General features: G+C 38.2%; 27 protein-coding genes and 1 pseudogene. 15 read left to right on the forward strand and 13 right to left on the reverse strand.

Annotated elements, in window-relative coordinates:
* Positions 1 to 4: 4 nt before the first annotated feature.
* The 13 genes and pseudogenes from AC4HCY_RS03550 to AC4HCY_RS03610 form a co-directional block, all read right to left on the reverse strand.
* A pseudogene (locus tag AC4HCY_RS03550) lies at positions 5 to 52 on the reverse strand (tetracycline resistance determinant leader peptide); the annotation flags it as partial.
* Positions 53 to 365: 313 nt separating this feature from the next.
* A complete protein-coding gene (locus AC4HCY_RS03555; protein ID WP_001224320.1) occupies positions 366 to 1,301 on the reverse strand; it encodes a conjugal transfer protein in 936 nt (311 codons plus the stop codon).
* A complete protein-coding gene (locus tag AC4HCY_RS03560; RefSeq protein WP_000769868.1) occupies positions 1,298 to 2,299 on the reverse strand; it encodes a bifunctional lytic transglycosylase/C40 family peptidase in 1,002 nt (333 codons plus the stop codon). The genes AC4HCY_RS03555 and AC4HCY_RS03560 overlap by 4 nt, the downstream gene beginning before the upstream one ends.
* On the reverse strand, positions 2,296 to 4,473 hold the full coding sequence (locus AC4HCY_RS03565; protein ID WP_000804748.1) for a CD3337/EF1877 family mobilome membrane protein: 2,178 nt from the start codon (positions 4,471 to 4,473) through the stop codon (positions 2,296 to 2,298). Before AC4HCY_RS03565 ends, AC4HCY_RS03560 begins: the two co-directional genes overlap by 4 nt.
* 2 nt (positions 4,474 to 4,475) lie before the next feature.
* Entirely contained in the window at positions 4,476 to 6,923 is a 2,448-nt protein-coding gene (tcpF, locus tag AC4HCY_RS03570) for a conjugal transfer ATPase TcpF (protein WP_000331160.1), read from the reverse strand.
* Positions 6,907 to 7,299 (reverse strand): conjugal transfer protein, encoded by a 393-nt coding sequence (locus AC4HCY_RS03575; protein ID WP_000723888.1) that lies wholly within the window; start codon positions 7,297 to 7,299, stop codon positions 6,907 to 6,909. Before AC4HCY_RS03575 ends, tcpF begins: the two co-directional genes overlap by 17 nt.
* An 88-nt stretch (positions 7,300 to 7,387) precedes the next feature.
* Entirely contained in the window at positions 7,388 to 7,885 is a 498-nt protein-coding gene (locus tag AC4HCY_RS03580) for an antirestriction protein ArdA (RefSeq protein ID WP_000342539.1), read from the reverse strand.
* A 116-nt stretch (positions 7,886 to 8,001) separates the two neighbouring features.
* Entirely contained in the window at positions 8,002 to 8,223 is a 222-nt protein-coding gene (locus AC4HCY_RS03585) for a hypothetical protein (protein WP_001009056.1), read from the reverse strand.
* Positions 8,224 to 8,265: 42 nt separating this feature from the next.
* Positions 8,266 to 9,471 (reverse strand): MobT family relaxase, encoded by a 1,206-nt coding sequence (gene mobT, locus AC4HCY_RS03590; RefSeq protein ID WP_000398284.1) that lies wholly within the window; start codon positions 9,469 to 9,471, stop codon positions 8,266 to 8,268.
* 22 nt (positions 9,472 to 9,493) lie between these two features.
* Positions 9,494 to 9,646 carry a hypothetical protein gene (locus AC4HCY_RS03595; RefSeq protein ID WP_000879507.1) on the reverse strand — a complete coding sequence of 51 codons (153 nt, stop codon included), beginning with the start codon at positions 9,644 to 9,646 and terminating at the stop codon, positions 9,494 to 9,496.
* A 2-nt stretch (positions 9,647 to 9,648) separates the two neighbouring features.
* Positions 9,649 to 11,034, reverse strand: coding sequence for an FtsK/SpoIIIE domain-containing protein (locus tag AC4HCY_RS03600; protein ID WP_000813488.1), 1,386 nt, complete (start codon positions 11,032 to 11,034; stop codon positions 9,649 to 9,651).
* 28 nt (positions 11,035 to 11,062) lie between these two features.
* Entirely contained in the window at positions 11,063 to 11,449 is a 387-nt protein-coding gene (locus AC4HCY_RS03605) for a YdcP family protein (protein WP_000985015.1), read from the reverse strand.
* A 15-nt stretch (positions 11,450 to 11,464) separates the two neighbouring features.
* The gene (locus tag AC4HCY_RS03610) at positions 11,465 to 11,779 is read right to left on the reverse strand and encodes a YdcP family protein (protein ID WP_000420682.1); all 315 of its coding nucleotides are present in this window, start codon (positions 11,777 to 11,779) and stop codon (positions 11,465 to 11,467) included.
* Between the two features lie 305 nt (positions 11,780 to 12,084).
* Here AC4HCY_RS03610 and AC4HCY_RS03615 point away from each other — a divergent pair, with 305 nt between their 5' ends.
* The 15 genes from AC4HCY_RS03615 to AC4HCY_RS03685 all read left to right on the forward strand — a co-directional run bounded on the left by AC4HCY_RS03615 (position 12,085) and on the right by AC4HCY_RS03685 (position 26,019).
* Positions 12,085 to 13,677: a MutS-related protein gene (locus AC4HCY_RS03615; RefSeq protein WP_491095388.1), complete on the forward strand. Its 1,593-nt coding sequence runs from the start codon at positions 12,085 to 12,087 to the stop codon at positions 13,675 to 13,677.
* A gap of 140 nt (positions 13,678 to 13,817) precedes the next feature.
* Positions 13,818 to 14,798, forward strand: a complete 981-nt coding sequence (locus AC4HCY_RS03620; protein ID WP_491095390.1) for a ribose-phosphate diphosphokinase — start codon at positions 13,818 to 13,820, stop codon at positions 14,796 to 14,798.
* A gap of 230 nt (positions 14,799 to 15,028) precedes the next feature.
* A complete protein-coding gene (locus AC4HCY_RS03625) occupies positions 15,029 to 16,075 on the forward strand; it encodes a radical SAM protein (RefSeq protein ID WP_491095391.1) in 1,047 nt (348 codons plus the stop codon).
* Between the two features lie 120 nt (positions 16,076 to 16,195).
* On the forward strand, positions 16,196 to 16,378 hold the full coding sequence (locus AC4HCY_RS03630; RefSeq protein WP_323431178.1) for a hypothetical protein: 183 nt from the start codon (positions 16,196 to 16,198) through the stop codon (positions 16,376 to 16,378).
* Positions 16,379 to 17,098: 720 nt separating this feature from the next.
* Entirely contained in the window at positions 17,099 to 18,394 is a 1,296-nt protein-coding gene (locus AC4HCY_RS03635; RefSeq protein WP_323431177.1) for an ATP-binding protein, read from the forward strand.
* A gap of 49 nt (positions 18,395 to 18,443) precedes the next feature.
* Complete coding sequence (locus tag AC4HCY_RS03640) at positions 18,444 to 19,235, forward strand: class I SAM-dependent methyltransferase (RefSeq protein WP_491095392.1); 792 nt, start codon at positions 18,444 to 18,446, stop codon at positions 19,233 to 19,235.
* A 115-nt stretch (positions 19,236 to 19,350) separates the two neighbouring features.
* Entirely contained in the window at positions 19,351 to 19,701 is a 351-nt protein-coding gene (locus AC4HCY_RS03645) for an inorganic pyrophosphatase (protein WP_323431175.1), read from the forward strand.
* 71 nt (positions 19,702 to 19,772) lie between these two features.
* On the forward strand, positions 19,773 to 20,102 hold the full coding sequence (locus AC4HCY_RS03650) for a hypothetical protein (protein WP_323431174.1): 330 nt from the start codon (positions 19,773 to 19,775) through the stop codon (positions 20,100 to 20,102).
* Between the two features lie 78 nt (positions 20,103 to 20,180).
* Positions 20,181 to 21,227, forward strand: coding sequence for a hypothetical protein (locus tag AC4HCY_RS03655; RefSeq protein WP_491095393.1), 1,047 nt, complete (start codon positions 20,181 to 20,183; stop codon positions 21,225 to 21,227).
* A 27-nt stretch (positions 21,228 to 21,254) separates the two neighbouring features.
* The gene (locus tag AC4HCY_RS03660; RefSeq protein WP_491095394.1) at positions 21,255 to 21,749 is read left to right on the forward strand and encodes an NUDIX hydrolase; all 495 of its coding nucleotides are present in this window, start codon (positions 21,255 to 21,257) and stop codon (positions 21,747 to 21,749) included.
* A gap of 39 nt (positions 21,750 to 21,788) precedes the next feature.
* Positions 21,789 to 22,256: an NUDIX hydrolase gene (locus tag AC4HCY_RS03665; RefSeq protein ID WP_491095395.1), complete on the forward strand. Its 468-nt coding sequence runs from the start codon at positions 21,789 to 21,791 to the stop codon at positions 22,254 to 22,256.
* 12 nt (positions 22,257 to 22,268) lie between these two features.
* Entirely contained in the window at positions 22,269 to 22,748 is a 480-nt protein-coding gene (locus AC4HCY_RS03670) for a GNAT family N-acetyltransferase (protein WP_491095396.1), read from the forward strand.
* A 61-nt stretch (positions 22,749 to 22,809) separates the two neighbouring features.
* The gene (locus AC4HCY_RS03675; RefSeq protein ID WP_323431171.1) at positions 22,810 to 23,316 is read left to right on the forward strand and encodes a GNAT family N-acetyltransferase; all 507 of its coding nucleotides are present in this window, start codon (positions 22,810 to 22,812) and stop codon (positions 23,314 to 23,316) included.
* A 314-nt stretch (positions 23,317 to 23,630) separates the two neighbouring features.
* Positions 23,631 to 25,418, forward strand: coding sequence for a S41 family peptidase (locus AC4HCY_RS03680; RefSeq protein WP_491095397.1), 1,788 nt, complete (start codon positions 23,631 to 23,633; stop codon positions 25,416 to 25,418).
* A complete protein-coding gene (locus AC4HCY_RS03685; protein ID WP_323431169.1) occupies positions 25,402 to 26,019 on the forward strand; it encodes a hypothetical protein in 618 nt (205 codons plus the stop codon). The genes AC4HCY_RS03680 and AC4HCY_RS03685 overlap by 17 nt, the downstream gene beginning before the upstream one ends.
* The last annotated feature ends 5 nt before the right edge of the window (positions 26,020 to 26,024 follow it).

Genomic DNA, 26,024 nt, shown 5'->3' on the forward strand with positions numbered 1-26,024 from the left:
CCATTCAAAAGCCCAAAAGGGCATAAAAATCCCAGTGATAAATACTCTTATCACTGGGATTTTTATGCATAACCATAGGCATACAAAGCATACAGATATTCTCCGGATACTTTAGAATCACATGATAAAGGTATTCTTAAACTGGGTACAAAAAACTAAGCCCTCCTAAAAAAGGACATCCAATTATTTGTTCCCACTATCAAATTGACAGTTTATTTAAGAATACCTTGCCGCATATTTATTAACTCCTTTTAAATAGATACTTAAATAATAGCACGTAAGAGCATATTTGTAAAGGAATCTCCAATTTTTTATCAAAGAGAGTACGTGATTACAAAATAGCTGTAATAATGTACCAATATTTGTTATTCTATAATCTTCCAATTACTCCCGTTCTTTTCAAGTACCAAATCAAATTGAGATACCTGCGTTGCTTTGGTCTGCTGGTCGATATACTCCACTGTCAGCGATACCGTGACTTGATTATCCTTACGATTGTGAATAGGATTTACCAGTTCTTGAAAGATGTACTCTTTTCCGATTGGTTTTAATATCCCGTCATTCACATAGTAGGAAAGTTCACTGGCTGTCGCTGTAGGATAGAGCTTGAAGAACGTCGTTAAAAACTCATTGATTTCATTGGTTGTAATGGAATCAACCGTCCCCTCACTTTCAATGGCTTTTGGTTTATAACTTGATTTCTTAGGTATGTTGGTAATGGTCGGATTCTTAACCAGTACCATATTTCCAGAACCATCTACATAGACACTCACTATATAAGCAGAGTGGACGGTCTTTGTATTTTCTCCCTCTGTAATGAGCTGGTCTACACTGTAGGTTACATTAAACTCATTGTCGCCAGTTGGCTCTACCGTCCATATCTGAAATCCTCTTACAGAAGACGATACAGGAATATCTTTGCGTACTGTATCAACATTGAGAGCTTGAAGTTCATCTGTCAGATAGCCTTTTAGACTTTCCATTCGATTATCAATGGACTTATCGGATTGCTCCCATGAATAGTAGACTTTCGCAAAGTTCTCTACAAAATTTTCTACATGATGAGTATCAACGTATTCCTTTTCTATGATAGTTGTTTCGTGAATAGTATGAGTATCTATAGCTGTAAAGTGCTTGAATATCGCAAAGCTGAAACTAAGCCCTAAAAGTACCCACAAGGCAATCACAACCTTTTTATGAGGATTGACCTTATAGTAGACACGAGGTTTCTTTTCCTTTGGTATCTGTTTTTCTTTATTCTGATTTTTTCTAAATTTCATCATTAAATCTTCCTTTCTCATTGTTTGATTCGTCCTGCTCCCACTAAATGCTGTTGCCAGTAGGGGCTTGTTAAGTCGGCATAACCGATTGGGTCGCCTGCATGAAACATACGGTTATTGCCAAGGTATATCCCAACATGAGTAATATAAGAGCCAGCGTTATAGGTAGAATGAAAGAAAACCAAATCGCCAGCTTGTGCTTCCGATAGTGGGATATGCTGGGTCACATCATATTGCTGTTGTGCGGTTCGTGGTAAGTTAATTCCAGCTTTTCCATACGTCCATTGTGTCAGTCCGCTACAATCAAAAGAAGTAGTCGGGGAAGCTCCACCGTAAACGTATCGCCAGCCCTCATATTTCAGTGCTTCGTCCATGATGGCTTGTACCGTATCATCATCAAACTCTGTTGTGACAAGATACTGCGTTACCAGTTGCACATAAAACATATTGCCATAGTTGTATCGCCAGCCCCCATTGATAGGTATGGCTATGGGATTGGGGTAAGACACTTTTTCGCCACCTGAATACTCTTTTGAGAAACTTTGAGCCAGTTCAAAGGTATATTTATTTCCACGATTAGCCACATACCCTAAGAAACCACCACCATAATTGTAGGACTGGATAACCGATTCTAAATCTACACTGAGCCTTTCGCTACTGGCTAATAATTCACTGAAATACTTCACACCTTGCTTAATGGATTCTTCTGTACTCAATGAATTAGGTGGAAGACCGAGGGATTCCGAGGACTGCATAACATCTTCCGCAGTACCGCCCGATTCCACCTGTATAATCGCAAGAAGTATGTTGACATATTCTTCAACGCCATATTCTTTGGCATATTTTTCTACCATAGGCTTATGAGCCAGCACTTCTGCGGAAACATTCACACCTCCATAATGAATATTGGAAATTCCGCTGTCCTGTTCATCTGAAAATAAAATGGCAACAAACAGAAGCAGTGAGAAGACCATCAAGAATAATCCAGAACCACCAATCACTAAAGTTTTCAACTTCATGGTTTCTTACCGACTTTCTTAATGGTGGCGGTTTTGATTGGTGGTCTACTTCTTGTATTTTGTAGTGGTACTCTTTGAACAGTAGACGGACGTTCTTTTGTGATTGGACGTTGTGAAGTTCTATCTGCTGTAGTGGTTGAAGTTGCTGGCTTTTGAACGGTTTTTTCTTGAACGGTATTGCCTTGGCGTTCCACTTTTGGACTTGAAAAATCGGACTTAACTGCTGGACGCTCTTGTTTGGCTTGTTGAGATTCCTTATATGAAGTCTGAATATTAGACTGTTTTGAGGTCTGTTCATCATGATATTGTTCTTGTCTTGTAGTCGGTCTTTCATGAACAGAAGAAGCAGGCTGTTTTTTCTGTTTGACCTGTTCCATTTCAGAGCGACGCTTCGCAATGGTTTTTCGCCTTTGTTCCTGCTGTTCCTTGCGTCCACTGGCTCTGTCCGCTTTGGTTTGAGAAATACTACTGGTTAAATCACGGACATTCTCTTTTACTTTGGATTTTCCTTGATATACTGCATATCTTGCATTGGTCGGCAAATCTTTAACCTGTTCTTTCAAACCACTAGCAGTGTCTACCATTCTGTCTTTGGTATCAGCTACTGTACCGATGGTTTGACCGATACGTTTTCCAAGTGTTGATTTTTCCTTTCCGTCTGGTCGGGAGTGATCTGCTTGTGTCCTTGCAGAACTCCCCGAACCCGACTGTCCTTTTTTACCTGTAACAATGGCAGACCCAGCCCCTAGAGTAGTCATGGAACGTCCAAGTTTCCGCTGTAGACGGTGCATGTGAGCGTGCATAAGCATACGAGGTTTTCTCATCACACGACTTCCCACACTTTGAGAATCGTTACTCTGTAGAGAAAACATACTCATTAAATCGCCCAGCTTGAAGTAGATTCCTGCAAAGGTCACAATCTGTAGAAAAGCAATCAAAAAGAACGGATAACCAGCCGATAAGGTATAGAGCATGGTTGAAATACTAAATGCTGTCGTAATAATCAATGTGATTCCAGCTCGTGTCAAAATGGTATTAAAGAGCTTTGTTATGGCTCGTTTTGACATACCATCAAATGATGGAATCATGCTTAAAATAAAGCTCACAGGCAGAAACATAGCATAGATGATAAAAAGTACCTGCGAGAAAATCATGATTCCTGTTAATAGGAATACAAATATGGAAATCCCAATATTGAAGACAAATAGGAAGAAGACTGTACCTAAACGGTTAATGGTCTTTGTAATGGTTAGATTGGTATTGCTTCTGTCTTCAATTTCTTCCGCAACAATTTTTTCTCTGTCTTCGCCATTGTTGGAATCTGGGCTGGTGGAGAGCAGGCTTTCCACACGGTCAATACCGATACTTTCAATGTCTGAACTGTTGTATTGAAGCAGTAGCCACGGTTGCTGAACCTGTATGGAAAACAGGCTATCTCTGATTAAGTCCACGCTGTCCTTGCCTTGACTATCGGAATGGGGCATGACAATCTTCGTGCCAAGTGATAAACTGGCATTACTGATGTCTGATGAAAAGTCATTGATTTTTTTAATGTAGTCGGGAGCGTAGGCAATAAAGGAAGCCGATAGGATAAACACCAGCACAAAATTCATAATGGCATGAATTGCCTTTGTGGTTTCTCTCTTTATCAGTCCCGTATAGGCAACATAAACCCCAAGAACCAAAATCAAGAGTAAGAGGAATCCAACATAGAAACCCTCTGTTGAAAATCCGTTTGCACTCACACCAGCTAAGGTCTGCATATTCTTACCAATGGAATCTGCTGTAGCGGAAATGAAGTCTAAGGAATAGGCTTCCTGTACTAAGTAACCTGTCGCATTGGAAACATACAAACTGATTGTCCAAATAAAATTGGTAATGGCATATAGTCCATACATGACCTGTTTTCCAATCCCGTCCGACCAGTTCCACGGAAGCCAGCCCCAGCTATTATCCACATAAAAATCCAGTTGATAGTTTTCAAGTGGGTATCGGCTGTATTCATTTGCCACATTGACCGTATCATCTACCAAGCCCGCAGCTTGAACCACCGTTCCCAGCATGGCTAAAAGAAAAATGGCAATCACAAGTGTGAAAGCCACTGTCATTGCCACTTTACCTAGACGTTTCAGCGTCCAGTTTGATTTTATTCTGTTTACTATTGATGGTTTCACATTTACACCTCTTTTCGCACAGGTGGTCTGGTATCAAAGGCATGGAGCAGTTCTTCAAATACAGGGTGGAACTGTATCACACCGACACGACCATATAAATCACTGATAAGGCATTGCCCGTTTTCCAAATCACGCAATCGCTTCTGATTGTTTTCGTCCTCTGGGTCTACACCAAAAAAGGCTAAGGTCTTTTTAATCTCGTTAAGGTCAGTGGAACGAAATGCAAATTTTAAGCCGAGGTTATTTTTCAGTTTTTCATCTAAGAGGTCGTCTGTATTTTGGGTCACGAAATATACCCCAGCGTTCATAGCACGACCAGCCCGAACCAGCTTCATAGATAGTGTTTTTCCTTGTGCTACCTGTAAAAAGCTCCATGCTTCGTCTAAATCTACAATCTTGAAAATGCTTCGGTCTGTATGGATAAAGTCTAAAGCAAAGGTACTAATGACAATCAGCATAGCAACGGATAAAAGCTCCATAGTGGTATATTCCTCAAAGGAAGTTTCCTTGTCGGGAAGTACCAAGTCCGCAACCTGTATAATGTTCAGTTGTTTTTCTAAGCTGATAGACTGCTCCACATAACCATTACTGAATAATAAATGTGCAAAGTCATAGTCTGTAAAACTTTCGATATGGTCGGCTATACTGGTACTTAGTGGCGTATTCTCAACCCGTAATTCCTCAATCACTTTCATCAACCCTCGTACTTCACTATTGGTTACTGCACGAATGGCTTTTCTAAGGATTGGGAAGCGTTCCCCATCACGAGAGGAAATCCCCGTAAGGAATGTCAGAATATCAATAGCCAGTGATTCAGAATCTTTGGGATTTTTCATAATCACATAAGGGTCAAGTAAGCCTTTGTTTTTCTCATCAGAAGTCAGAGTGACGATATTGATTTCATGGGAAATCTCTGGCAAGGTTTCTTTCCATCTGCCACGTTCTGCTTTTGGGTCTACAATCACTGCTTGTGCCCCATAAAGCACCGCATAATAGACGATAAGGTTATTCGCAAAGGATTTACCACCACCCAGCGAACCAACAAAAGCCGACGCTAACGCATTGGTTACTGAACCCTTAACCCCTTGACTGGCAAGAGCAGGTTTCAGATAGACATTGCGTCCAGTATCTAAGCTGTAGCCAACATAAATCCCCTCATTTTCCCCCAGCATTTGAGTAGCACCAAAACCTAAACCAGCGAGGAAATCAGAGGTCACGTATTGAATATAATCATTCATATAACGCTTGCTGGCAGGTAAAAATTCTTCATGTAAGCCGAGCATATCCCCAAATGGTCGTACCAGTTTTACGCTTAAATCGTCATAAAAATCTTTCACTTCATTACAACGACGTTTGAGTTCGTCAAGATCATTTGCTGATACCCTTACCACATAAGACAGCTTGTACATAGATTCCTTGCTTTGGTCTAAATTGGTTTCCAGCTCATTCACACTTTCCAGAGCTTCCGCCACATTGGAGCTGGTTTCATTATCACTTTGCCAAGCGTGGTTATCCAAGTCTTTCAGTTCTTTCTTTTTATTGCGGACAGTAGATAGGGCTTTACGATTCGCTACAATTTCCACATTCATTGACGTATCAATCGGGAATGTAAATTGCTGTTGCTGGTAGTAGAAGATTTCAGAGGACGGGAAGTCCAGTTCTCCGACAATGCTGTTAATGGTAAAGTAAGCTACATAGACGGTTTCATCTTCCTGCTGGATTTTCAAATATCGCTGTTTTTCTTCCACCAAACAGCGAGTAGGCTTAATCAAGTCATAGTATTTAATCAGCGTTTCATTATCCAGCTTTTTCTTTGATAGATGGTACTCATACTCTTCATAGGCAGTGCCTGTCTGTCCGTAAAGGTGTTCAATCAGATAGCCGAAGTCGTCCTTATCTAACCTGCGGATTTTGAAACGACGAGAGATTTTATTTTCTAAGAGCTTTTCCATCTTCTGAAAACGCAGGATTTCATCATTACTCATACTAACAAAATCGCCCATCAGCTTATGGTTCACATCATAGACAAAATCAGACAAAGCATTTTTTGCTTCAACGGTAAGACTTTTCATAGAAAACTCCTGATCGTTGAGAAGCAACTTAAAGCCGATAAAGAAACGGTAGTTCACTTGATTTTCGCCAATCATGGATATTAAAGCGTCTGTCTGTTGGTCGATTTTGTCATAGGCAACCGCTTTGAGCTTGCCAGTGACTTCATTTTTGGAACGCTCTTGTGCAGAACGTATGCTGGATTCTGTACTGATTTGTAAAGCATGAATTTTGCCATCACGATTTTGTGCGATAAGCTGTCTGAAAGAATCATGCACTTGTATTTTCTGTTCTGGACTTAGAAATGAGTAATTGTAAGGAACAAGCTCATAGTAAGCATAACATTCCCCGTCTTTATTCCAGACGAGATTGTTTTCAATGTATTTAATTGGATATGCCATAAAATTCACTCCTAACTGCTGTAATGGCTTCTTGTGGCTGGTTTCTGCCAAGCGTTACTTTTTTTCCTGCATAGGTCAGCTTTGGTCGCAGTGCATAAGCAATGACAGACTTCAAAAATCCATAAGGCTTTTTACCATCAAAAGTTTTTGTAGACATAAACCATGTGAAAGCCACAGGAATCCCAAAGTATTTGAGAAATGCTCCCTCTATCATGGAAAGAGGGGGCAAGTTGCCAAGTATCATCACTGCAAAGAGTGACACGACAAACCATGTCATTTGCGTAAAGGTTATGGGAAACGGAAGTCTAAAATCATTGATAGAATACAGTACCTTTTCCACAGACCAGATACTGGTATAGCTTCGTATTTTCTTCATGTAATCAATCCTTTCATAAAAAATAGGGGTAGCTGATTGAGCCACCCCGTAAAATAGAAAATCTGCCAGTAGTAATGTACCGACAGATTTAATAGACGATTTCAAAAATCCCATGATTGGTTGAGATAAACGTTCCTGAAAGGTCTAAATCCCGACCATAGGCTTGATAATCAATATAGTTTTGAAGACTAGCTGGTACTTCGCCTAAAGCACCCGTTTCTTCAATGTAGTAGCGTGCCACGTCATACATATCATCACAATCGGAATGAATGATAATATCCTCTTGATGTTCGCTTAGTTCTTCAATGCTTGAAAAATGAGTGAGCAGAGCAGATAGCTCCGATTGTAATTCTTCGGGTAATTCCGATACCATTTCCCATAGTCGATTGAGTTCGCCAATGGAAGTGTATTCGTCAACCGTAAAGGGTAACTCGTAGTCATGAATGGCGTATTCCTCATATTCATCATTCAAGCCGATTTTCTCTTTGACTTCCTCAAAGTCAATGGGAAAGGTAAACCACGCACCGACCAATTCGCCCTCATTGTATTTGCCTAAATTCGCAATATAGACTTGCATATCGTCCATATATTCACGTCCTTTCTTTGTAGAGATTCAAAAATCCCTACCGCACTTCGTTTGGTGTACCATTCCTTTGCGGAACATAAGAAAACCACTTATATTCCACAAAAGAACGGTTTTATTTAAGCACCAATAATGCGATTGAATAGCTCTAGTAAAATGTCTTTTACTCCAGCAGCGTTGAAGACTAAGCCAACCGCAATAATCGCAATAATTAAAAAGCCAATCAGTTTGCTAAACTCACGCTTGAAGCCAAGATACAAGCCAATCACAACGATTGCTAAAAGCACCAGTGATTGAGCGTTTGATAGAAACCAGTTATAAAGGTTTTGTCCAAAATTCATAAAAATGTTCTCCTCTCTATATTCAATGAATTTGTATTTGAGTTATTTTTTTGTTGTTATCACGTCCTGTTCTTTTACTGACTGTTGCTTCAAAATCTGCTTGTGTCGGTCTGTCAGTTTCGCATGGTCGAGAATGTCTTTTACAACCTGCGTCTGGTTGATTTCATCAAGTTTAATCGCAACCTTTAAGGTCGGGGCAACTTGATGAGATAGCCAGTTCAGCGTCCTTTGGAAGGAGTAAGGCTCTGGTTTTGTGGTTAGTTTTAATCGTTCACGATTGTTCCCAATAAACCAAGCCCATTCTTCATTCAGTTTCCAATCAGAACGAGGTTTGGAATCGTCTTTATCTACAAAACGGATATACCGATTGATAATTTTAAAGGCGGTATGCTCTGGATTGTCATAGACGAGTAAATCACGGACTGCATAATAGGCACGCTCATTTTTCAATCGAATCTCAAAACGGTTTTTTACTTCTGCGTCTTCAATGGGAATATCATTTTTCTTGTACTGCTCGTAGTCCTTTTCATAGATACAGAAATAAACTTCACTTTGTAATGAACCGATATAGAGGGTGTTTCCCATACATTCCTTTTCCTCTTTGCGTACCAGTTCGCCACTGCGATAGCTTTTAAAACTGCGGAAGACGGAGATACATTCTTCCTGTTGGCACTTTTCAGTGAGTACAGGGATATTCAAAATCCCTGTCTTATCGTTAATGGCAAGGTCAAGGCGTTTCATCACACCGCCAGCCACCAAAACGTCCATAAAGAACTCATACCAGCTTCTTTGTTGTGCCAGAAGATAGCTTTCAAATTGTCTGCACCCACGACCTTTCAATTCCACCAGAACTCCTTTGTCCAGTTCATGGGAGCAAAGGACGAATATGTCGCCTAAAGCATAATGCTCTGAATAAGAATAGAAACCATAGTCCTCATGAAGAAAATAGGACAGTTTCAGTTGTAAGATGTTTTCGACCACCTGCTGTACGTCTGTTGTCGGAAAGCGAATCCTTACATAATCAAACAGCATTTCAAGGGGAGCGTCGGGATTGAAGCGTTCCAGAGCTTCCCAAAGGGACTGCTGTAAATCCTCTGATGGCTTGACTTTTCCTGTTTCAATATCGCTTAGATACTGCCTTGTAATACCAGTCGCAACAGCTAAACGGTTTTGAGATAGTCCATAAGCCAAGCGTTTTTCTTTTAAATGCTGTAACCAAGTTTGTTCATTCAGTAAAAATCCCTCCAATCAAAAAGGCGTATGTCAACTTTTAAAGCCCATTTGACATACGCTGAAATTTTGTAAATCCCTTGTAACCAAAGGATTTTCTAATGTTTTTTTGACTGTTTCCTGTCGATTTGTACCCCCCTGTTAGATACGGGGGGTTAAGTGCTGGCGTGGCTATTGCCACACCAGCCAGCAAGATCAGTCCACACCTGCGACTTCCGCTTCGCACGTCGCCTGCGTGGACTGTCTGCTGTTGGATAACTTTTTAATTTCCTCCAAGAAATCATATCCTTTTGGTACAAGGGGAGTATAAAACTCTGATATGACACTTGTTCCTACATCAACATAGCCACGACCTTTGATTCGCTTTAAGAAGAAATCCTTTTGTACGTCACTGCCAAACATCATGCCATAGCCCATTTCAGACATACGACCTAAAGCCACTCTGAAATTAAACTGATCACGGATTCCGTCGCCTAAATATTTTGCGTCTGGACGTTGACAAGCCAGTATTAGAAAGAAGCCAGCTTGACGACCTAACATGACAATCTGTTTCAGCTTATTCATAACTGCGGTGTTTTCTTTTGTTCCCAGCATTTCCATGAAAGCGACGTATTCATCAAAGATTAAGAAGTGTGCCGGGAGACCTAAGTAAGCATAATTTTTGCCAGTCTTATAGTTCTTCATCTGCTTCATTTCCTCACTACGTTTCATCATTTCTTCATAGAATGTTTCAATGCAAGAAAGCAAGTCTTCTTTTCTATAGTAGACATTTGCCATCACAGAACCTAAGTCCGCAAGGTCAGCATTTTTCGGGTCAAGAATATACAGTTTTGAATCTGTATGAAGCAAGGCTTCAATCAGTGTCAGTATAAAGTAAGTTTTACCGCCACCTGTACCACCAGCAATCAACATATGAGGGAGCTTATCATATTCCCACCATACGTTTTTCATTAAGCGAAGTTTACCATCTTTAGCTTCTACTTCATCAATAGAAATACGACTGGCTATGGTGTCATAGAGCAAAGTATATTCCACATAGGAATCCTTTAACTCTTTATCCGTCAGCTCACAGTACAAGCCACTCTCTAATTTCTTTTCCAAGTGTAAGAGTTGGTCTTGATATTTTCCCAGCGTGATTTCCACCCGTATCTGTATCAAGCCATTTTTAAGTCGATAATACATTTTAGGGAAGTAGGTTATCTTTTCCTTTGTACGACCAGCACTATCTTTAAAGAAACCCTCTGTTTTGACCTGTTCAGATTCATACCACTTGTTTTCAAGTATCATCTTTGCCAGTTTTTGACGGTGGTAAAGTTGTTTAACCGTATCATAGCGAACCCGTTTGAATACAAACGCTACCAGCAAGCAGATAAGAATTGCGACACTGAAACTGATAATTAAATAGGGAATGTCAATCTTATCTGCTTGTGATAGGTTAAAATCCTGCCAGTTGATCTGCTGGATTGTCTTCACATGAAACAGTCCGACAACCAGCAGGAAAACAGGCAGGAGTGACGCTATCGTAAAATGAAAGACTAAATCTTTACCAGATGGGCGAATCCTTTTACCACGCTGTTTCATGCGAAAAAGTCTCCTTTCTACCTAGCGACTATTTGTCTTGTGTCGGTTCTTTCTTTGCTTGTGGTTGAGCTTTGAATGAACTAGAATCCTTTGTCAGCACAATATCGTCTGCCTTGATATACCAGTCAACATCTGCTCCTTGATAGGTGGCAGTAGCAACGGTGTCCGCAATGGGATTGATAAGTTCCACCCGTGCGTTATAATCAAACTCTTTCAAAGGCACGCTGGCAGGAATACTTACTTGAATCATGCGTCCTTGTCCTTTGGATTTTAAGTCATAGGTACGTTCCTTGATTTCATCTGAAACCGACCCGTCTTCATTTTGGATTCTCACTTCACGACGTAGAGCAGAGAATTTCAATTCTCCAAAAGTCGTGTCTTTATCTAATACAATGCCATTTGCTAATCTCATCATTTTTCCTCTCTTTCTTTATTCTTTTATCATGTCGTCAGCATGTAAAAGGTAATTTGTAAAACCACGAGTGCCGATTTTGTAGCCCTCTGCGGTAATACGTGGATTGACTAACTTCACACGTTCCTCAAAGCCGAAATGTTTTTCGCCAGCTTCAGCAGGAAGCACCACCACAATATCATCTGCTCTTTGAACATCAGAATAGAGATTATAGCTTCTTGATAAGACAGTTAGCCGTCCGTTGATTCTTCGCTGAACGACTTTATCCTCGCCAGCAAATTCTAAATTGCCGAATGTTTTTTCCATGTTGGGAATCACAAATTTAAGTTCCATATTTTTACCTATCCTTTCTTTTTTATTGGCTGAATGAATGTTTGATGGTCTTAAAGAGTGGGGAACGACCTTTTGATTCTTGATTTTTTGTTTTCATAAGTTCACTTCCTTTCAAAATCGGGTAAAAAAATAGACACCTCATTTTTTGAAGTGTCTACCTATTAAATATTCAAATTTTATTGGAAGTATCTTTATATCTTCACTTTTCAAGGATAAATCGTCGTATCAAAGCTCATTCATAAGTAGTAAATTAGTAGTAAATTGAGTGGTTTTGACCTTGATAAAGTGTGATAAGTCCAGTTTTTATGCGGATAACTAGATTTTTATGCTATTTTTCTAATAAAGATATTATAAAAGTCATAAGGCGTGAATATAGGGGAGATATAGAAAAAACAAGGGATCATAAAGATATAAGAAAGCTCTTTGATATGATGGAAAAAGGAGAATATACATTAGACGATCAAACCTGGGACGATTTGGATATGGATAAGGTTTATGATAAATTGGATAGAAGCTATAGCAGCCTGGGAGAGGCAGTCCTATACTCTATGCTCAGAAATCCATTGACAGATGAGAAAGAGCTGAAGAACAGAGATAAACTGATTGAAGCCTTTAAAGATAATGAAGCTATAAGGGAAGCGCTGCAATACATATTTTTCAACCTGAGCAGAGACAGGCGTAATGCTTTTTTAAACATGATAGAGAGCGACCTTACAATAAACAGATTTAAATATTATTTGTATACTTTTCTTGGGAAAATACTGCCGATTATAATAATACTTCTTGCCATATTAATTGATAAAAAGCTTATGGCGGCGTTGGTTGCATTAAGCATGCTGAATATGTTTATAAACAATAATGAAAGAAACACTATTAAATCTTATGGAATATTTTACTTGAGAAGTATTATTAAAGCTGCTAAAAATATATCGGGTATAAGAAATAAAGATATCATCGACTATACAGATAAAATTGATTACATTCTAAATAATGTAAAGGAGCTTGACAGAGGTACAAGATTGATAGGCTTCACAAATATGTGGGGCGGGTTATTTGAAAGCCTTTCTGTAATATTTCTTATAGAAGAGAGCGCCTACTATGCTATATCAAGTGTATTAAAGGGAAAAAAGCAATATCTTATGGAGCTTTATTGTACAATGGGTGAACTAGAAGCCCTGATCTCAATTTCCAGTTATCAATTCAATTTGAAATATCAATGCGTAAAACCCAGATTTGTACAGAAAACAGTATTAAACATAGAAGAAGGCGTGCACCCCCTTATAGAGGATGCTGTCCCTAATTCCATCAATATAAATGGCAAGGGTATAGTGCTTACTGGAACAAATATGTCCGGCAAATCCACTTTTTTAAGAATGTTAGGAGTCAACATGCTTCTTGCCCAAACTTATTACTTCGCTTTAGCAAAAGAATATGAAGCATGCTTTTTTAATATAGTTACATCAATCAGCCCCAATGATGACTTGGTAAAAGGAAAAAGCTACTATATGGCTGAAGCAGAATCAATTTTAAGGATAATCAAAGCCTTGGGGAAAAAAATACCTGTGTTCTGCCCCATAGATGAAATATTTAGAGGAACAAACCCAATAGAGAGAATTTCATTATCAGCAGAGATATTGATATACTTGAGTCAGGGGAAGACTATCTCTATTGTAGCAACCCATGATAGGGAATTAGCTGATATTTTAAAGGATATTTACGAGTTTTATTATTTCAGTGAAATTGTTGATAGCAGCAAAGGCTTAAGCTTTGACTACAAGCTTAAAAAGGGGGTTTCTCAAACGAGAAATGCTATTAAGCTTTTGCAGCATATGAATTATCCAAAAGCCATAATAGATAACTCATATAGAAGGGCAGAGAAAATAGACGGGTTTATATGATTTTATGAGATATTCTTTAATGAACTTAGGGAGTATGGGATGCGGAAATGAGGGCCGCTTAAGAGATTGGTATGATAATGCCGTGTGCGAGATATGCGAGGAGATTGATAAAAAAATAAATACAGAGTGGAGTGATAAAGTTGAATGGAGGAAGTGAGATAAAAGTATTTGCAGGAAGTACGGGCAGAAGGTTTGCTGAGAGAGTATGCAATTATTTAGGTTCGGAGTTAGGAAAATCAAAGGTTATTACGTTTAGTGAGGGCAACACCTACGTAAAGGTTGAAGAAACTGTAAGAAATAAAGATGTGTATCTGGTCCAATCTATTGGACTTCGGCCCAATGAGGAATTTACTGAAATATTGTTTTGGATTGATGCGTTTAAAAGAGCAAGTGCACAATCTGTAACGGTTGTCATGCCGTATTTTTCATATGCTAAAGGGGATAAGAAAGATGAGCCCAGAGTATCAATACGAGGCAGAGTATGTGCAGAATGCATTGAATTAGCCGGAGCAGACAGAGTCATAACCATGGATTTGCATAGCCCTCAGATCCAGGGATTCTTTAAGAAGCCGGTGGATCATTTATTTGCTCGCCCCATATTATGTGAGTATATAAAATCTATGAAAATCGAAGACCTGGTAGTCATATCACCAGATTCAGGTTTTGCTAAAGACGCCAGGAAATATGCAAGATATTTAAAGCTGCCGGTTGCAATTGGAGATAAGGAGCGAGAAGGGCACGATGAAAATGCTAAAGTGATTGACATTATCGGCGATGTGGAAGGTAAGAATGCATTGATTGTAGATGACTTTACCATTTCAGGAGGAACGCTGATCAATTTAGCCGGCGAATTAAAAAATCGCGGAGTAAAGAAAATATTCGCATGCTTATCTCACGTGCTATTGAATGAAAAAGGAGTTGCAAATCTTGAAAATAGTGAAATAGAAAAGCTTATTTCAACCGATTCGGTATATAATCCGCATCTTTTAAGCAGTAGAAAAATTAGAATCATTTCAGTTGCGCCGTTATTTGCAGAAGCGATTAGAAGGATACATAGACAAGAGTCAGTCAGCCCGCTGTTTAATGAAGTACCCATTGGAGTGATTCAAACTGAAGATTAGCGAGAAGTCTGACGCATCACTTTATACGAAGGCATGAATCAAAGGATGATAAAGAAAGCATCATTGAGATAGGAGGTATGTTATGAAACATTTTTTAATGAGGCATATAATCAACTCGGTGCAGGTTAATTAATCTGATAGCAGATTGTGCCGAGGAGACTTAATTTGTTATCAGTTAACTGCACCACTTTTCATAAATTTTTATTTGATTGAAAAGGAGAGCAAGTTATATGGATAAATTAAACAAAATAACAATTGGGATAGATATGGCAGGATGCCCGAATAGATGTAAGCATTGCTGGCTGGGGGCAGCACCAAATGGGAAAATGGAGAAAGAGGATATGGTATTCATTGCAAATGCATTCAGGCCATATGCAAATAAATTGGAGATTGCAAGCTGGTATAGGGAACCGGATTTCAGGGATGATTACAAAGAATTATGGGATTTAGAATGCCAATTGTCAGATGAAAAAACACCGCATTTTGAATTGATGAGCTATTGGAGAATGGTAAGAGACAAAGATTATGCAGAATGGTTATATTCCATTGGTGTAAGGAAATGCCAGTTAACCTTATTCGGCTCTGAAAAAACCACAGATTATTATGTTGGCAGAAAAGGTGCATACAGCGAGATTGTTAAGTCTATAGATATTTTATTCAAACATGGAATTGCTCCCAGGATACAAGTATTTGTCAATAAAGATAATATTGAGGAACTGCCTTTTATCGAAGAGTTTATGGACAATTTAGAGCTGGAAAGTCGTTGTAAAGAAATTGGACAGGAATTTCAATTGTTTGTACATTCGGGTTCATGTGAAGGAGAAAACGAAAAGCTATATGAGATAATAGTAACAAAAGAAGACTTAAATAGAATTCCTGAAAAGTTAGCAGAGCTGACATTAAAGCATTTTGGCAAAGAAAATCTGCAAGAAGTTTTTGGAAAGCCGGAAAAGGATTTGATTAAAGAATTGCTCGGAAATAAGGAGACAACATCTATTGTTTCTACATTCCCGGTCTTCTATGTAGATGCAAATTTCAATGTTTATCCTAATGTTACACAGCCTTCACCATGGTGGTGTTTAGGCAATTTAAAAGCTGATGGTGCGGAACAAATAATGAATAACTACGTAAATAATAAATCGAAAGCCCAGCATTTAATCAATCACATATCGATTGGAGAAATGGTTAGTTTATGCGGAAACCCTGACAGCGAAAGATTATTTTCAAAGGAAGAATATATTTTATATATACAAAATCAATTTTGTAAAACTAATTGATAAGCATTTAAAGGTGCAGGAGGGCGCAATCATAGGGGTTGTGCCCTAAGCACAGCTTGGCGGTTCTGATACAGGCTCAGATATTATGCAATAGCAAATTACGGGAGGGAAGTGTACTATATGAATACAGAAAAGCTGGAGCTCATTATTAGAGATTTACCCAGAGATAGTACAGAAGGATGCATGAATTGTGAATTCATTGAGTACCGGGACGTTATAAGGAATTATTGCTCAGAGCATGAAAGATATGTTAAAGATTACGACTCTCCATGCAAAGCCTATGTAGAACAGGGCTCATATTAGTGCTGCATTTCAAGGAATAAGGTATAAGGATATATTAGGGGAAAACCTTGTTTGCATATATCTGCATGGCTCTTTGGCAATGGGATGCTATACTGCTGCTGGTGATATAAATAATATATGACTTTTTACATATATGACGAATAACGGTAATATTGTGTATTAAGGAAGGGGTGATTTTAATGATTCCTGCGCTACTTATTTCTATAACTCATTTAATAATTTTAGGCATTTCTATTTATGCACTCATATTGTTTATTATACTTGCTCATAGAGGGATTAAGGCATTAGATATTTATATAAATGAAAAAACAAATAGAAGCATTTAGTGTGGCAACATTTTCATTTTGTAACATAGCACTTTAAGGAGCTAAGTTCGTTTCAGCCCGCACTATCCATAACCTAATGCAGCATGACCGCTAATGCTGATAGGACAAGCTTTTGAGCAGAGCCGGTACACACCTCCTTGTCAAATGCAGCCGCTTTAAGGCTTAGAAGTGTCGATATAGCCAAGCTTTATCACTAATAGAAAAAAGATAATTTAAGCTAGGAAGGAGCGGCGGATTGCTTCCGGAAATGCAATAAAAGCGGCCACTGGTAATCTCTCTGTGTAAAAAAGTGCGCATCATTCATGCATTTTAGTGTATAAATATTAAATAATTCATTGATTTTCACCGCGTAATATTATATACTCACATCATAATCCACATTGGAGGTGTCTGAATGTACCGAAAAATTACGGAATATTTAGTAGGATGGAAAAACAGCCCATACCGAAAACCTTTGATTTTGCAAGGCGCACGGCAGGTCGGCAAAACCTATTCCATCCTTGAATTCGGTCGTGAGCAATATGAAAATGTAGCTTATCTCAACTTTGAGACGGATCCGCTGCTTGTCAAAACCTTTGACGAGAGCATTGACCCTGGCTATCTGATTCCTGTTCTGTCCCGCATATCAGGGCAGACGATTATTCGTGAAAAGACGCTGATTGTGCTGGATGAGATACAGCTTTGCGAACGTGCGCTGACCTCGCTCAAATATTTCTGCGAGAAAGCGCCTGAATACCACATCATTGCTGCCGGCAGTTTATTAGGTGTGGCAGTGAATCGAGAAAAATTCTCTTTTCCGGTCGGTAAGGTAGATATAAAAATACTCTATCCGATGGATATGGAGGAGTTTCTTTTGGCTTGCGGCGAAAATGAACTTGTAGCGCAAATCAAAGCATGTTTTGAAAATGATAGGCCTATGCCAGTTGTACTGCATGAAGCAGCGCTATCCTATTACCGTCAATACCTTGTGGTGGGTGGTATGCCGGACTGCGTGAGCAAATACTTTGAAACCAAGGATTTTATCTTAGTGCGCCATACGCAGAATATGGTGCTGGCAAGCTATCTCAATGATATGAGTAAATACAATTCGCAAAACGAGATCAAGAAAACGCGGATTGTTTATGATAATATCACTGTTCAGCTTTCCAAAAAGAATACAAGGTTTCAGTATAAGTTGATCAAGAAAGGAGCCCGTGCTGCCGAATTTGAGAATGCGATCGAATGGTTGGTGCTTTCAGGAATCGTAACCCGTATTTATCGCGTGGAGCATCCCAAAAAGCCATTGGAAAACTATAAGGATATCGACTCGTTTAAGACTTATGTGTCCGATATTGGTTTGCTTTGTGCAAAAAAGGATATTGTGGCCGAGGATGTGCTATATCTTTCAAGGGAGTTAGATGATTTCAAAGGCGGCATGGTAGAGAATTATGTTTGCTGTCAACTTACCGCGAATGAGTACAAAAACTATTACTGGACTTCAGAGCGTGGTGCGGAAGTGGACTTCATCATCCAGCGGGATGGCAAAATTATTCCCATTGAAGTAAAGTCAGCGGATAATACTAAGGCTAAAAGCCTGAATGTCTATATGGATGCGCATAAGCCGGAATATGCGATTAAGTTATCAACAAGGAACTTCGGATTTGAGAATGGCAGGAAGACTGTTCCATTGTATGCGGCGTTTTGTGTTTGAAAATTGTATCTATCAATAAAAGAATTAGAAAGATGATTGGAGGATTGCTATGAAATGGGATTTAGAAGGAATAAGGAATGAAAGTCAAAAGTTTGATGAGTCAGCCCTTTTCTATGATAAATATAGGCCAAGCTATCCTAAAGAGCTTATTGACAGTATTATATCTATTTCTGGAATAAGGGAAGATGCTAAGATACTGGAGATAGGTGCAGGCAGTGGCAAGGCTACTGAATTATTTGTAAACAGAGGTTACAACTTAACTTGCATTGAGCTTGGAGAAAAGCTAGCACAGAAAGGAATTGAAAAATTTAAGGATACAGGACAAGTTGAATATATTGTTGGAAGATTTGAAGAAGTAGATGGTTTAGATAAGGATTATGACTTAGCTATTTCAGCTCAAGCATTTCATTGGGTTCAAAAGCCACTGGGATATAAGAAAATAGCAGACGCTTTGAGATCTAACAGCTACTGTGCGTTATTTTGGAATAAGTATATTAATGATGAAAGTCCAATATCTAATGAGTTGGCCGAAATATGCAAAGAATACGGTGTATTATACATGCTTAAATATAAAGAACTTTTAGAAGCTAGCCAAAGAGAAAAAGCAGAAATAGAAGAAAGTAGTTATTTTAAAAACATAAGATTTCTAGAATATCCCTGGCAGCAAGAACAGACATTGGAGGATTTCATTAACTTTCTGAATACAGGTAATGGCTACATAGGTATGAAAGAAGAACGAAAGAATGAATTGAAAGAAAAACTGAGCAATATGTTTGCAAAAAATGAGGATAAAATCACAAGAAACTTTAATTGTATTTTATATATATTTCAAAATATTTAATTGGAGCGCCATTTTGGCGTGATTTATGAGTGGCTTAGGCTTATAACAAAGTAGTGATTCACTACAATAGAAAATGATGGACTAACAATTATTTATATAGGCGGAGGAATGATTTGTGGAATATAACGAAGAATTTTGGAATGCATTAGATAATCTTGTGCAGCAATCGAAGGTTGTTATTGATAGACCAAAGGGAACGGTGCATCCCAAATATCCGGATTTTCTTTATAGGGTGGACTATGGTTATTTAAAAGATACTACATCAATGGATGGCGGTGGAATCGACGTTTGGAGAGGAACTGATGAAGAACAGAAAATAGACGCTATAATGTGTATTGTAGATTTAACAAAAAAAGATTCGGAAATCAAAATCCTAATTGGATGTACAGAAGAAGAAAAAGAAAAGATTTATCATACTCATAATGATTCACCCAATATGAAGGGCATTTTGATTAGAAGATTATGAGCTATCCTAAGCTAAGACGTATATGCTGTCAGAGCATATTACATGCTGGAAGAAATAGAGAGAAGTATTTTATGAATGTACAAAGTAGGGTTTTGATTTTATTTGTTTCGCTGGTTATTATACTTTCTGGTTATTCATATCACACTAATGCGAACACAAACGTAAATATAAATCAATCGGAATCCGAGGCAGATATACTGTTTGAAACTGCAGAACTATATTACTATACTGTCCTTAGTCACTTTGGCAGAGAGCTTCGATATGATGGAAAAGGTAAGATATATTACTGGTTTAACTCTGATAACAATGCGGACTTCAATACTTACTTAGACTATAAAACCAGGCAGTCAGGGAGTATAACTGATGAGGATATTAAAATAAGGGTAAATAAAATCTTATAATGAAAATCAGGGCCGGCATTTTTCTAGGATATAAATCCTCATATGGGATATTTTCTAAGGAAGAAATGGGGGTACAATATGCTTTTGAATGAGAATGAATTGCTTAATGCCTGTGAATGGCTTGTACAAAATGGGGGGCCATCAATAAAGTACAGGACTCTTACTGAAATTCTGGGCTTAGATATCAATGACAGTATTGTACAAGAGACTTATAAGGAAATTCTTAATAGCAAAAGATTGAAATTTATCTCTTCGCGGCAAAAAGAAAATGGATGCTTTGGCGAAAAATCATTTCATCATGGCACTGATTCGGGAGAAACTTACCTAAGAGAATTATTCGAAATGGGGGTCAGCCCGAAGCATGAAGTTTTACATAAAGGCATTGAATATGCCAAGGTGCTGCATATAACAAAGCCGGAAAGCACAAGTTGGATTACAGCGGTGTATTTAGAATCGATTGGAAGGGCCGGAAAGTCTCAATTGGTTTTAGATTGGTATAGAGAGTATAGTGAAAGATTCAGCTTGATTTATAAAAATCACCGTGAAGATTGGCTGATTGTTAAAAACGGTAAGCCCGCTACATATTATTTAGAAATCCCCTTCATGTATGTTATAAGAACAATTTCTAACAGCTGGTGGTGGCTGAAAGAATATGACGATTCCAGCGTTGCGGCAATTCTTGATTTTCTATTAAATGATATGGCAGAAGTTAAAGATTTATATTGGATAGCTCCAAACAGACAGCTTTTTGCATATTCAAATTTTCTGCATGTGATTGCATCAAACTCGATTTCCCTGAGACAACCCTCGGTTATAGATTTTATCATGTCTTTAGAAGGCCTATGGCTATTGGCTCAATTCGGCATAATTGAGGAATATCCTAATTTAAAGAATGTATTCAGCTTTATATCAAGCAAGAAAAATGATGATGGCTTATGGGAGTTTCCAATAGATGGAGTGACTAAAACTAAATCAAGCTGGCATTCATATCATGGCTTTTCTTTAGAAGAAAATTGGAGAAAAAAAGAATCTCCGATTGCAGAGTTGACATTCAGGGTTTGCCTTATTTCAGAAAGGAATAGAAAGTCGAGAGGGATTAAAAGTCAAGTAAAGCACGTAAGATAAGACCCTATTTAAGGAGTGGTACAATTTATGGGCTATATAGCAAGTGTAAATAAAGTGCTTAGAAAGGTTCCTTTAACGGGATGGATAATCAGCCTGAAAAAGAAGCCAAGGATTCTATGCACTGCCGGAGTTATATTGGTTGATTCCAAAGGAAGGATACTGCTGCAACTCCGTGGCGATGATAACAATTGGTGTATTCCCGGCGGAGCGCTGGAAATAGGTGAAAGTGTGGAAACGGCTGCGATGAGAGAGGTATTTGAGGAAACTGGTATTATAGTTGATGATATGAAGTTATTTAACATATATTCCGGAAATGAACAATACCACATATATCCCGATGGGAATGAATTCTATTTTGTGAGTACTGTTTTTATATCTTCAAAATTTCATGGAGATATTTGTGTTGACGGAGTTGAGAGCAAAGAGTTAAAGTTTTTTAGCATACACGATCTGCCATATAATATTTCACCAACAAATAAGCCGATGCTAAAGGATTTAGTTGAGAAAGCTATAGAGTTTTAGGACAGATGCCGTTACAGCGATAACAGGAGGATTATTGTTTTGAATAAAAAATCCATATTAGAAAAATCATTTGGGGAAAGGCTGCCTAATATAGTTTACAAAGATAGAGCAGGAGCTTATGGTATCGCATTAAACAATGAAAATAAGGTTCCTGTGGTAAAAACCGCAATAGGTTATTTTTTACTTGGCGGTGGCATTGAAAATGAAGAAACCCACGAAGAATGTATTGTAAGGGAATGTCTGGAGGAAGCAGGCCTATGTGTAAAGGTCAAAGAGTTTATCTGCAAAGGTGATAAGTATCATTGGTCTGATGCTTTAAAATATTATATGCATGGAATAGGGTATTTTTATAATATGAAGATAACAGGTAAACTTGCCGTGCAAATAGAATCAGATCATGAACTAGTGTGGTTGACGGTTGATGAATGCTGCCAGAAACTATTCCTTGAGCATCAAGTATGGGCTGTGGAGCAGGCAGCAAGATTGAATGATAAAACGAAAAAATGAGGAGGGGTTTCTATGAAATTCATAGTGAGAGACGCGGCAGCTGCTGATTACATTGCAATCAGCAAGCTTAATTCAGAAGTACATAATTTACATGTAAAAAACAGGTCGGATGTTTATGTGGATACTGATACTCCTTTTCTAAAAGAATATTTTAATGATTTGTTAAACAGTGAGAGCATTAAAGTGCTTGTGGTTGAAAATACAGACAATAAGGAGCTGGCAGCGTATAGTATTGTAAAGATCATGAGCACTCCAAGTATACCGGTGCTTATTCCAAGAAAAATTGCTTTTATAGATGACTTCTGTGTTAAATCTGATTGTAAGAAAAAAGGCATCGGAAGGCTGCTATTTCAGCATATTATAGGCTATGTAAAAACAGAAGGGGTATCATCATTGCAGTTAGTTGTATGGGAATTCAATAAAGATGCAATCGGATTTTATGAAGCAATGGGAATGTCAACAAGGAACAGAAGGATGGAGATAGATTTATAGCTGGGTGATCATTTGTTATGAACGGACTTGAAGTTTATGCAGTAAAAGGAGGCTGAAGATTATGAATATCCTCATCAGGGAGTTGGAGAATGATTTGTTTTTAATCACTGCTAAAATGATTACAGAATTAATGAATTATCACAGGAAATTAAATAATGCTCCAAAAGAATATTGGCAAACGGACGAAGAATCCCAGGAAACCCTAAAGAGCTGGATTGAGCAAGGGAATGTATTTAATATATTTTTAGATGATGAGCCTGCAGGTTTTTTCTATGTAAGATTTGGCGGCCAGAATGTAGCTTGGTTAGAGGATTTGTACATATCGGAGCAATATAGAGGAAAAGGTATCGGCAAATATGCCATGAAGAGATTAGATGAGTTAATGGCTGAAAAGCAAGTGATTGCAATGTTTGTTGATGTCATACCGCGAAATACAAATGCCATAAAACTATATAGAGATTGTGGATTTGATCATCTGAACTTGATCCAGCTGCGGAAAAATTATGATAAGAGCCTGGACAAAAAAGATGATATAGAGATATTGGGATTTAAATTCAAAAAATATTAGAAAGCTCTTATTAAAAGAGTATTATATACTGAGCCAATAGCTGAAAAGCATAAATTTGATCCGCAGGGCTATAGGTTGATTTTTATTACGCAATAGTTTCATTATACATCATTGAACGAGACTTCATTCAGTAGGGGATTCAACCCCCACTGAATGTTTGTCGAGTCCATACAAGGTGAATTGCCCTGCAAGGGCAAGAGAAGGTGCCCTGGGGTACTGGACTTAGGGCGGGTTAGTTCAGTGTTAAACGAGTAGACAGAGTAGAGTCATCTAACTGCACAGATTATTGTTGGATAATGGAGGGGGCAGTAAAAATGAAAGAGAGAAAAAAGCTATATTGGAAATCAATAGTATCTATCAGCTTGCTTTTTATCTGTTTTAGCATCGGAGGATGTTCTTTAACAAAAGATATTCATCAGATTGGGAGAGATAAAGACAGCGAATTTGACAAAGGAAGCGGGATAAGTTTTTCAAATATTTCTGAAGAGAAGACCATGGATATTGCTAAGCTCTGCAAGGTATGGGGAGTTGTGAAATATTATCATCCTGAAGTTATAGCCGGAAATATCAATTGGGATTATGAACTTTTTCGCGTTATGCCTTATATTCTAGAAGAAGATTCAGATGTCAATTCAATCCTCTATGAGTGGATTCATTCTTTTGATAGCAGGTCCTCCTTTGGAGATATAGATCAGCGATATCAAATTTCCGAAGATTCTATTCAGCTCAGCCCATCTACAGATTGGTGCAAAGACGAGAAATATCTGGGGAAAAATTTGAGTCTTGAATTATCGAGCCTTTTAGATACTAATATTTCAGAACGAGAGAATGCCTATGTTAGCTTTAAGGATGATTCACCCTATCAATTTATGGAAAATGAGAACCCATATCCGGATATGAAATTTGATGATACTGGCTACAGGCTGCTTGGTTTATTTCGTTACTGGAATATTATAGAATATTATTATCCCTATAAAGATGTGATCGGAGAGGATTGGGACCAAGTCCTTCTGGAGTTTATACCTAAATTTATACATGGCTCGGATTATGAATCTTACCTGCTGACAACAGCAGAATTGACAACTCGAATACATGATTCTCATGCTAGTATAACAGATAAAAGAGGAAATTATATCTCCAGACGTTTCGGAATATATACAATTCCTGTAAACTTTATTAAAATTGACGACCAGATCGTTATAAGCAAAATAATTTATAAATGTGGACTTGAGCTTGGAGACATTGTACTAAAAGTTGGCGACAAAGATATAGATGAAATATTGGAAAATAGAAGAAAATATATAGCTCAGTCACGGGAGGATACCGGAAGTTTGCTTTTTCGTGATTTATTTCGAGTTCATGAAAAGAATATCGATGTTACGGTTATTCGAAGAGGAAAGACAATTGTTGTAAATGCAAAAGGCAGTCAAAAGTATATTGATGTCGATGTGGAGACTAAATCACAGGAGATGGAAGACGGCACGATTTATTATATAAATGCCGGACTATTGAAAAATGGCGAGATTGAAAAAATTATGGAGAAATGGTGGAATACCAAAGGCTTGATTCTGGATCTTAGAGACTATCCTTCTGTTGTAATTGCTTATAAATTGGCAGAATATCTAATACCGGCTGAAAAAGAGTATATCAGCATATCAATTCCTAATCGTTCAGTACCAGGTGAATTTTATTATATTGATCCTTTTGTTTCGGGTAAACCAAAAGGATCAAACGATGGGATTTCAGATAGCGGGGCCTATAAGGGCAAATTAGTGATCTTAATAGATGAACATACCATGAGCCAGGGAGAGACCACAGCCATGTCTCTCAGGAACACCCCAAACTCAATCGTTCTTGGGAGGCCTTCGGCAGGAGCCGACGGTGATAGGCGTCACTTTACTCTTCCCGGAAATATAGAAACTACCATGAGTGGACTTGGTGTATACTATCCGGATAAAAAGCCCGTCCAAAGAATAGGAGTACAGCCGGATATTTATATGGATCCTACTATCGAAGGAATTAGGGAAGGCAGAGACGAGTTTATTGAAAAAGCTGTTGAAATCATCAAAGAAGGAGAGGGCAAGGATGAAGGTCGGAAATAATGCCGGTCAGCCGGAATTTATTTTGTTTAGGAAGAAACGAAGCCTGCTGATAGCTATTTTAATACTCGTCATTCTTATAAGTATTTTGATGGTATATGAAGATAGCTTATTCGGCAAACAACAAAATAAAAACGAAATAACTGAGGCAATGGAAATAACACCATTATTTCATCCGGTCGACAATATAGAGCCGGAAGAAGGTCTGGATTTCAGCAATGCGGAAATTCTCAATAATGTGCTGAACCATGAAAACGTTTATAAAATAAAGGGAAGTTCAGCAGCTTTAGGAACAGCCTATTACTACTTTGTAAAGAAAACAGATGATTCTTATGAGCTGTTGTGCAGCACATATGCTATGAGCATAAACGAGGTGGATATCGATGGTGATGGGATGGCTGAAATTGCAGCAGATGTGTATAGTGTTTCTCCAAATGTATATATTTACGCCATTCAAAACGGTAACGTTGCTTATGCTGATTTACAGGAGTCGGCAAGGGCAGACTATGTTGAGTTCGATGCGCAGGCAGGAGTATTTCTATCACATATTAAAGTAAATGGAGAAGATCGTACATATCTTTTAAACTTGGTTATGAATAATTAAACAGC

The organism is Lutispora sp. QWL-02, from assembly GCF_058315355.1.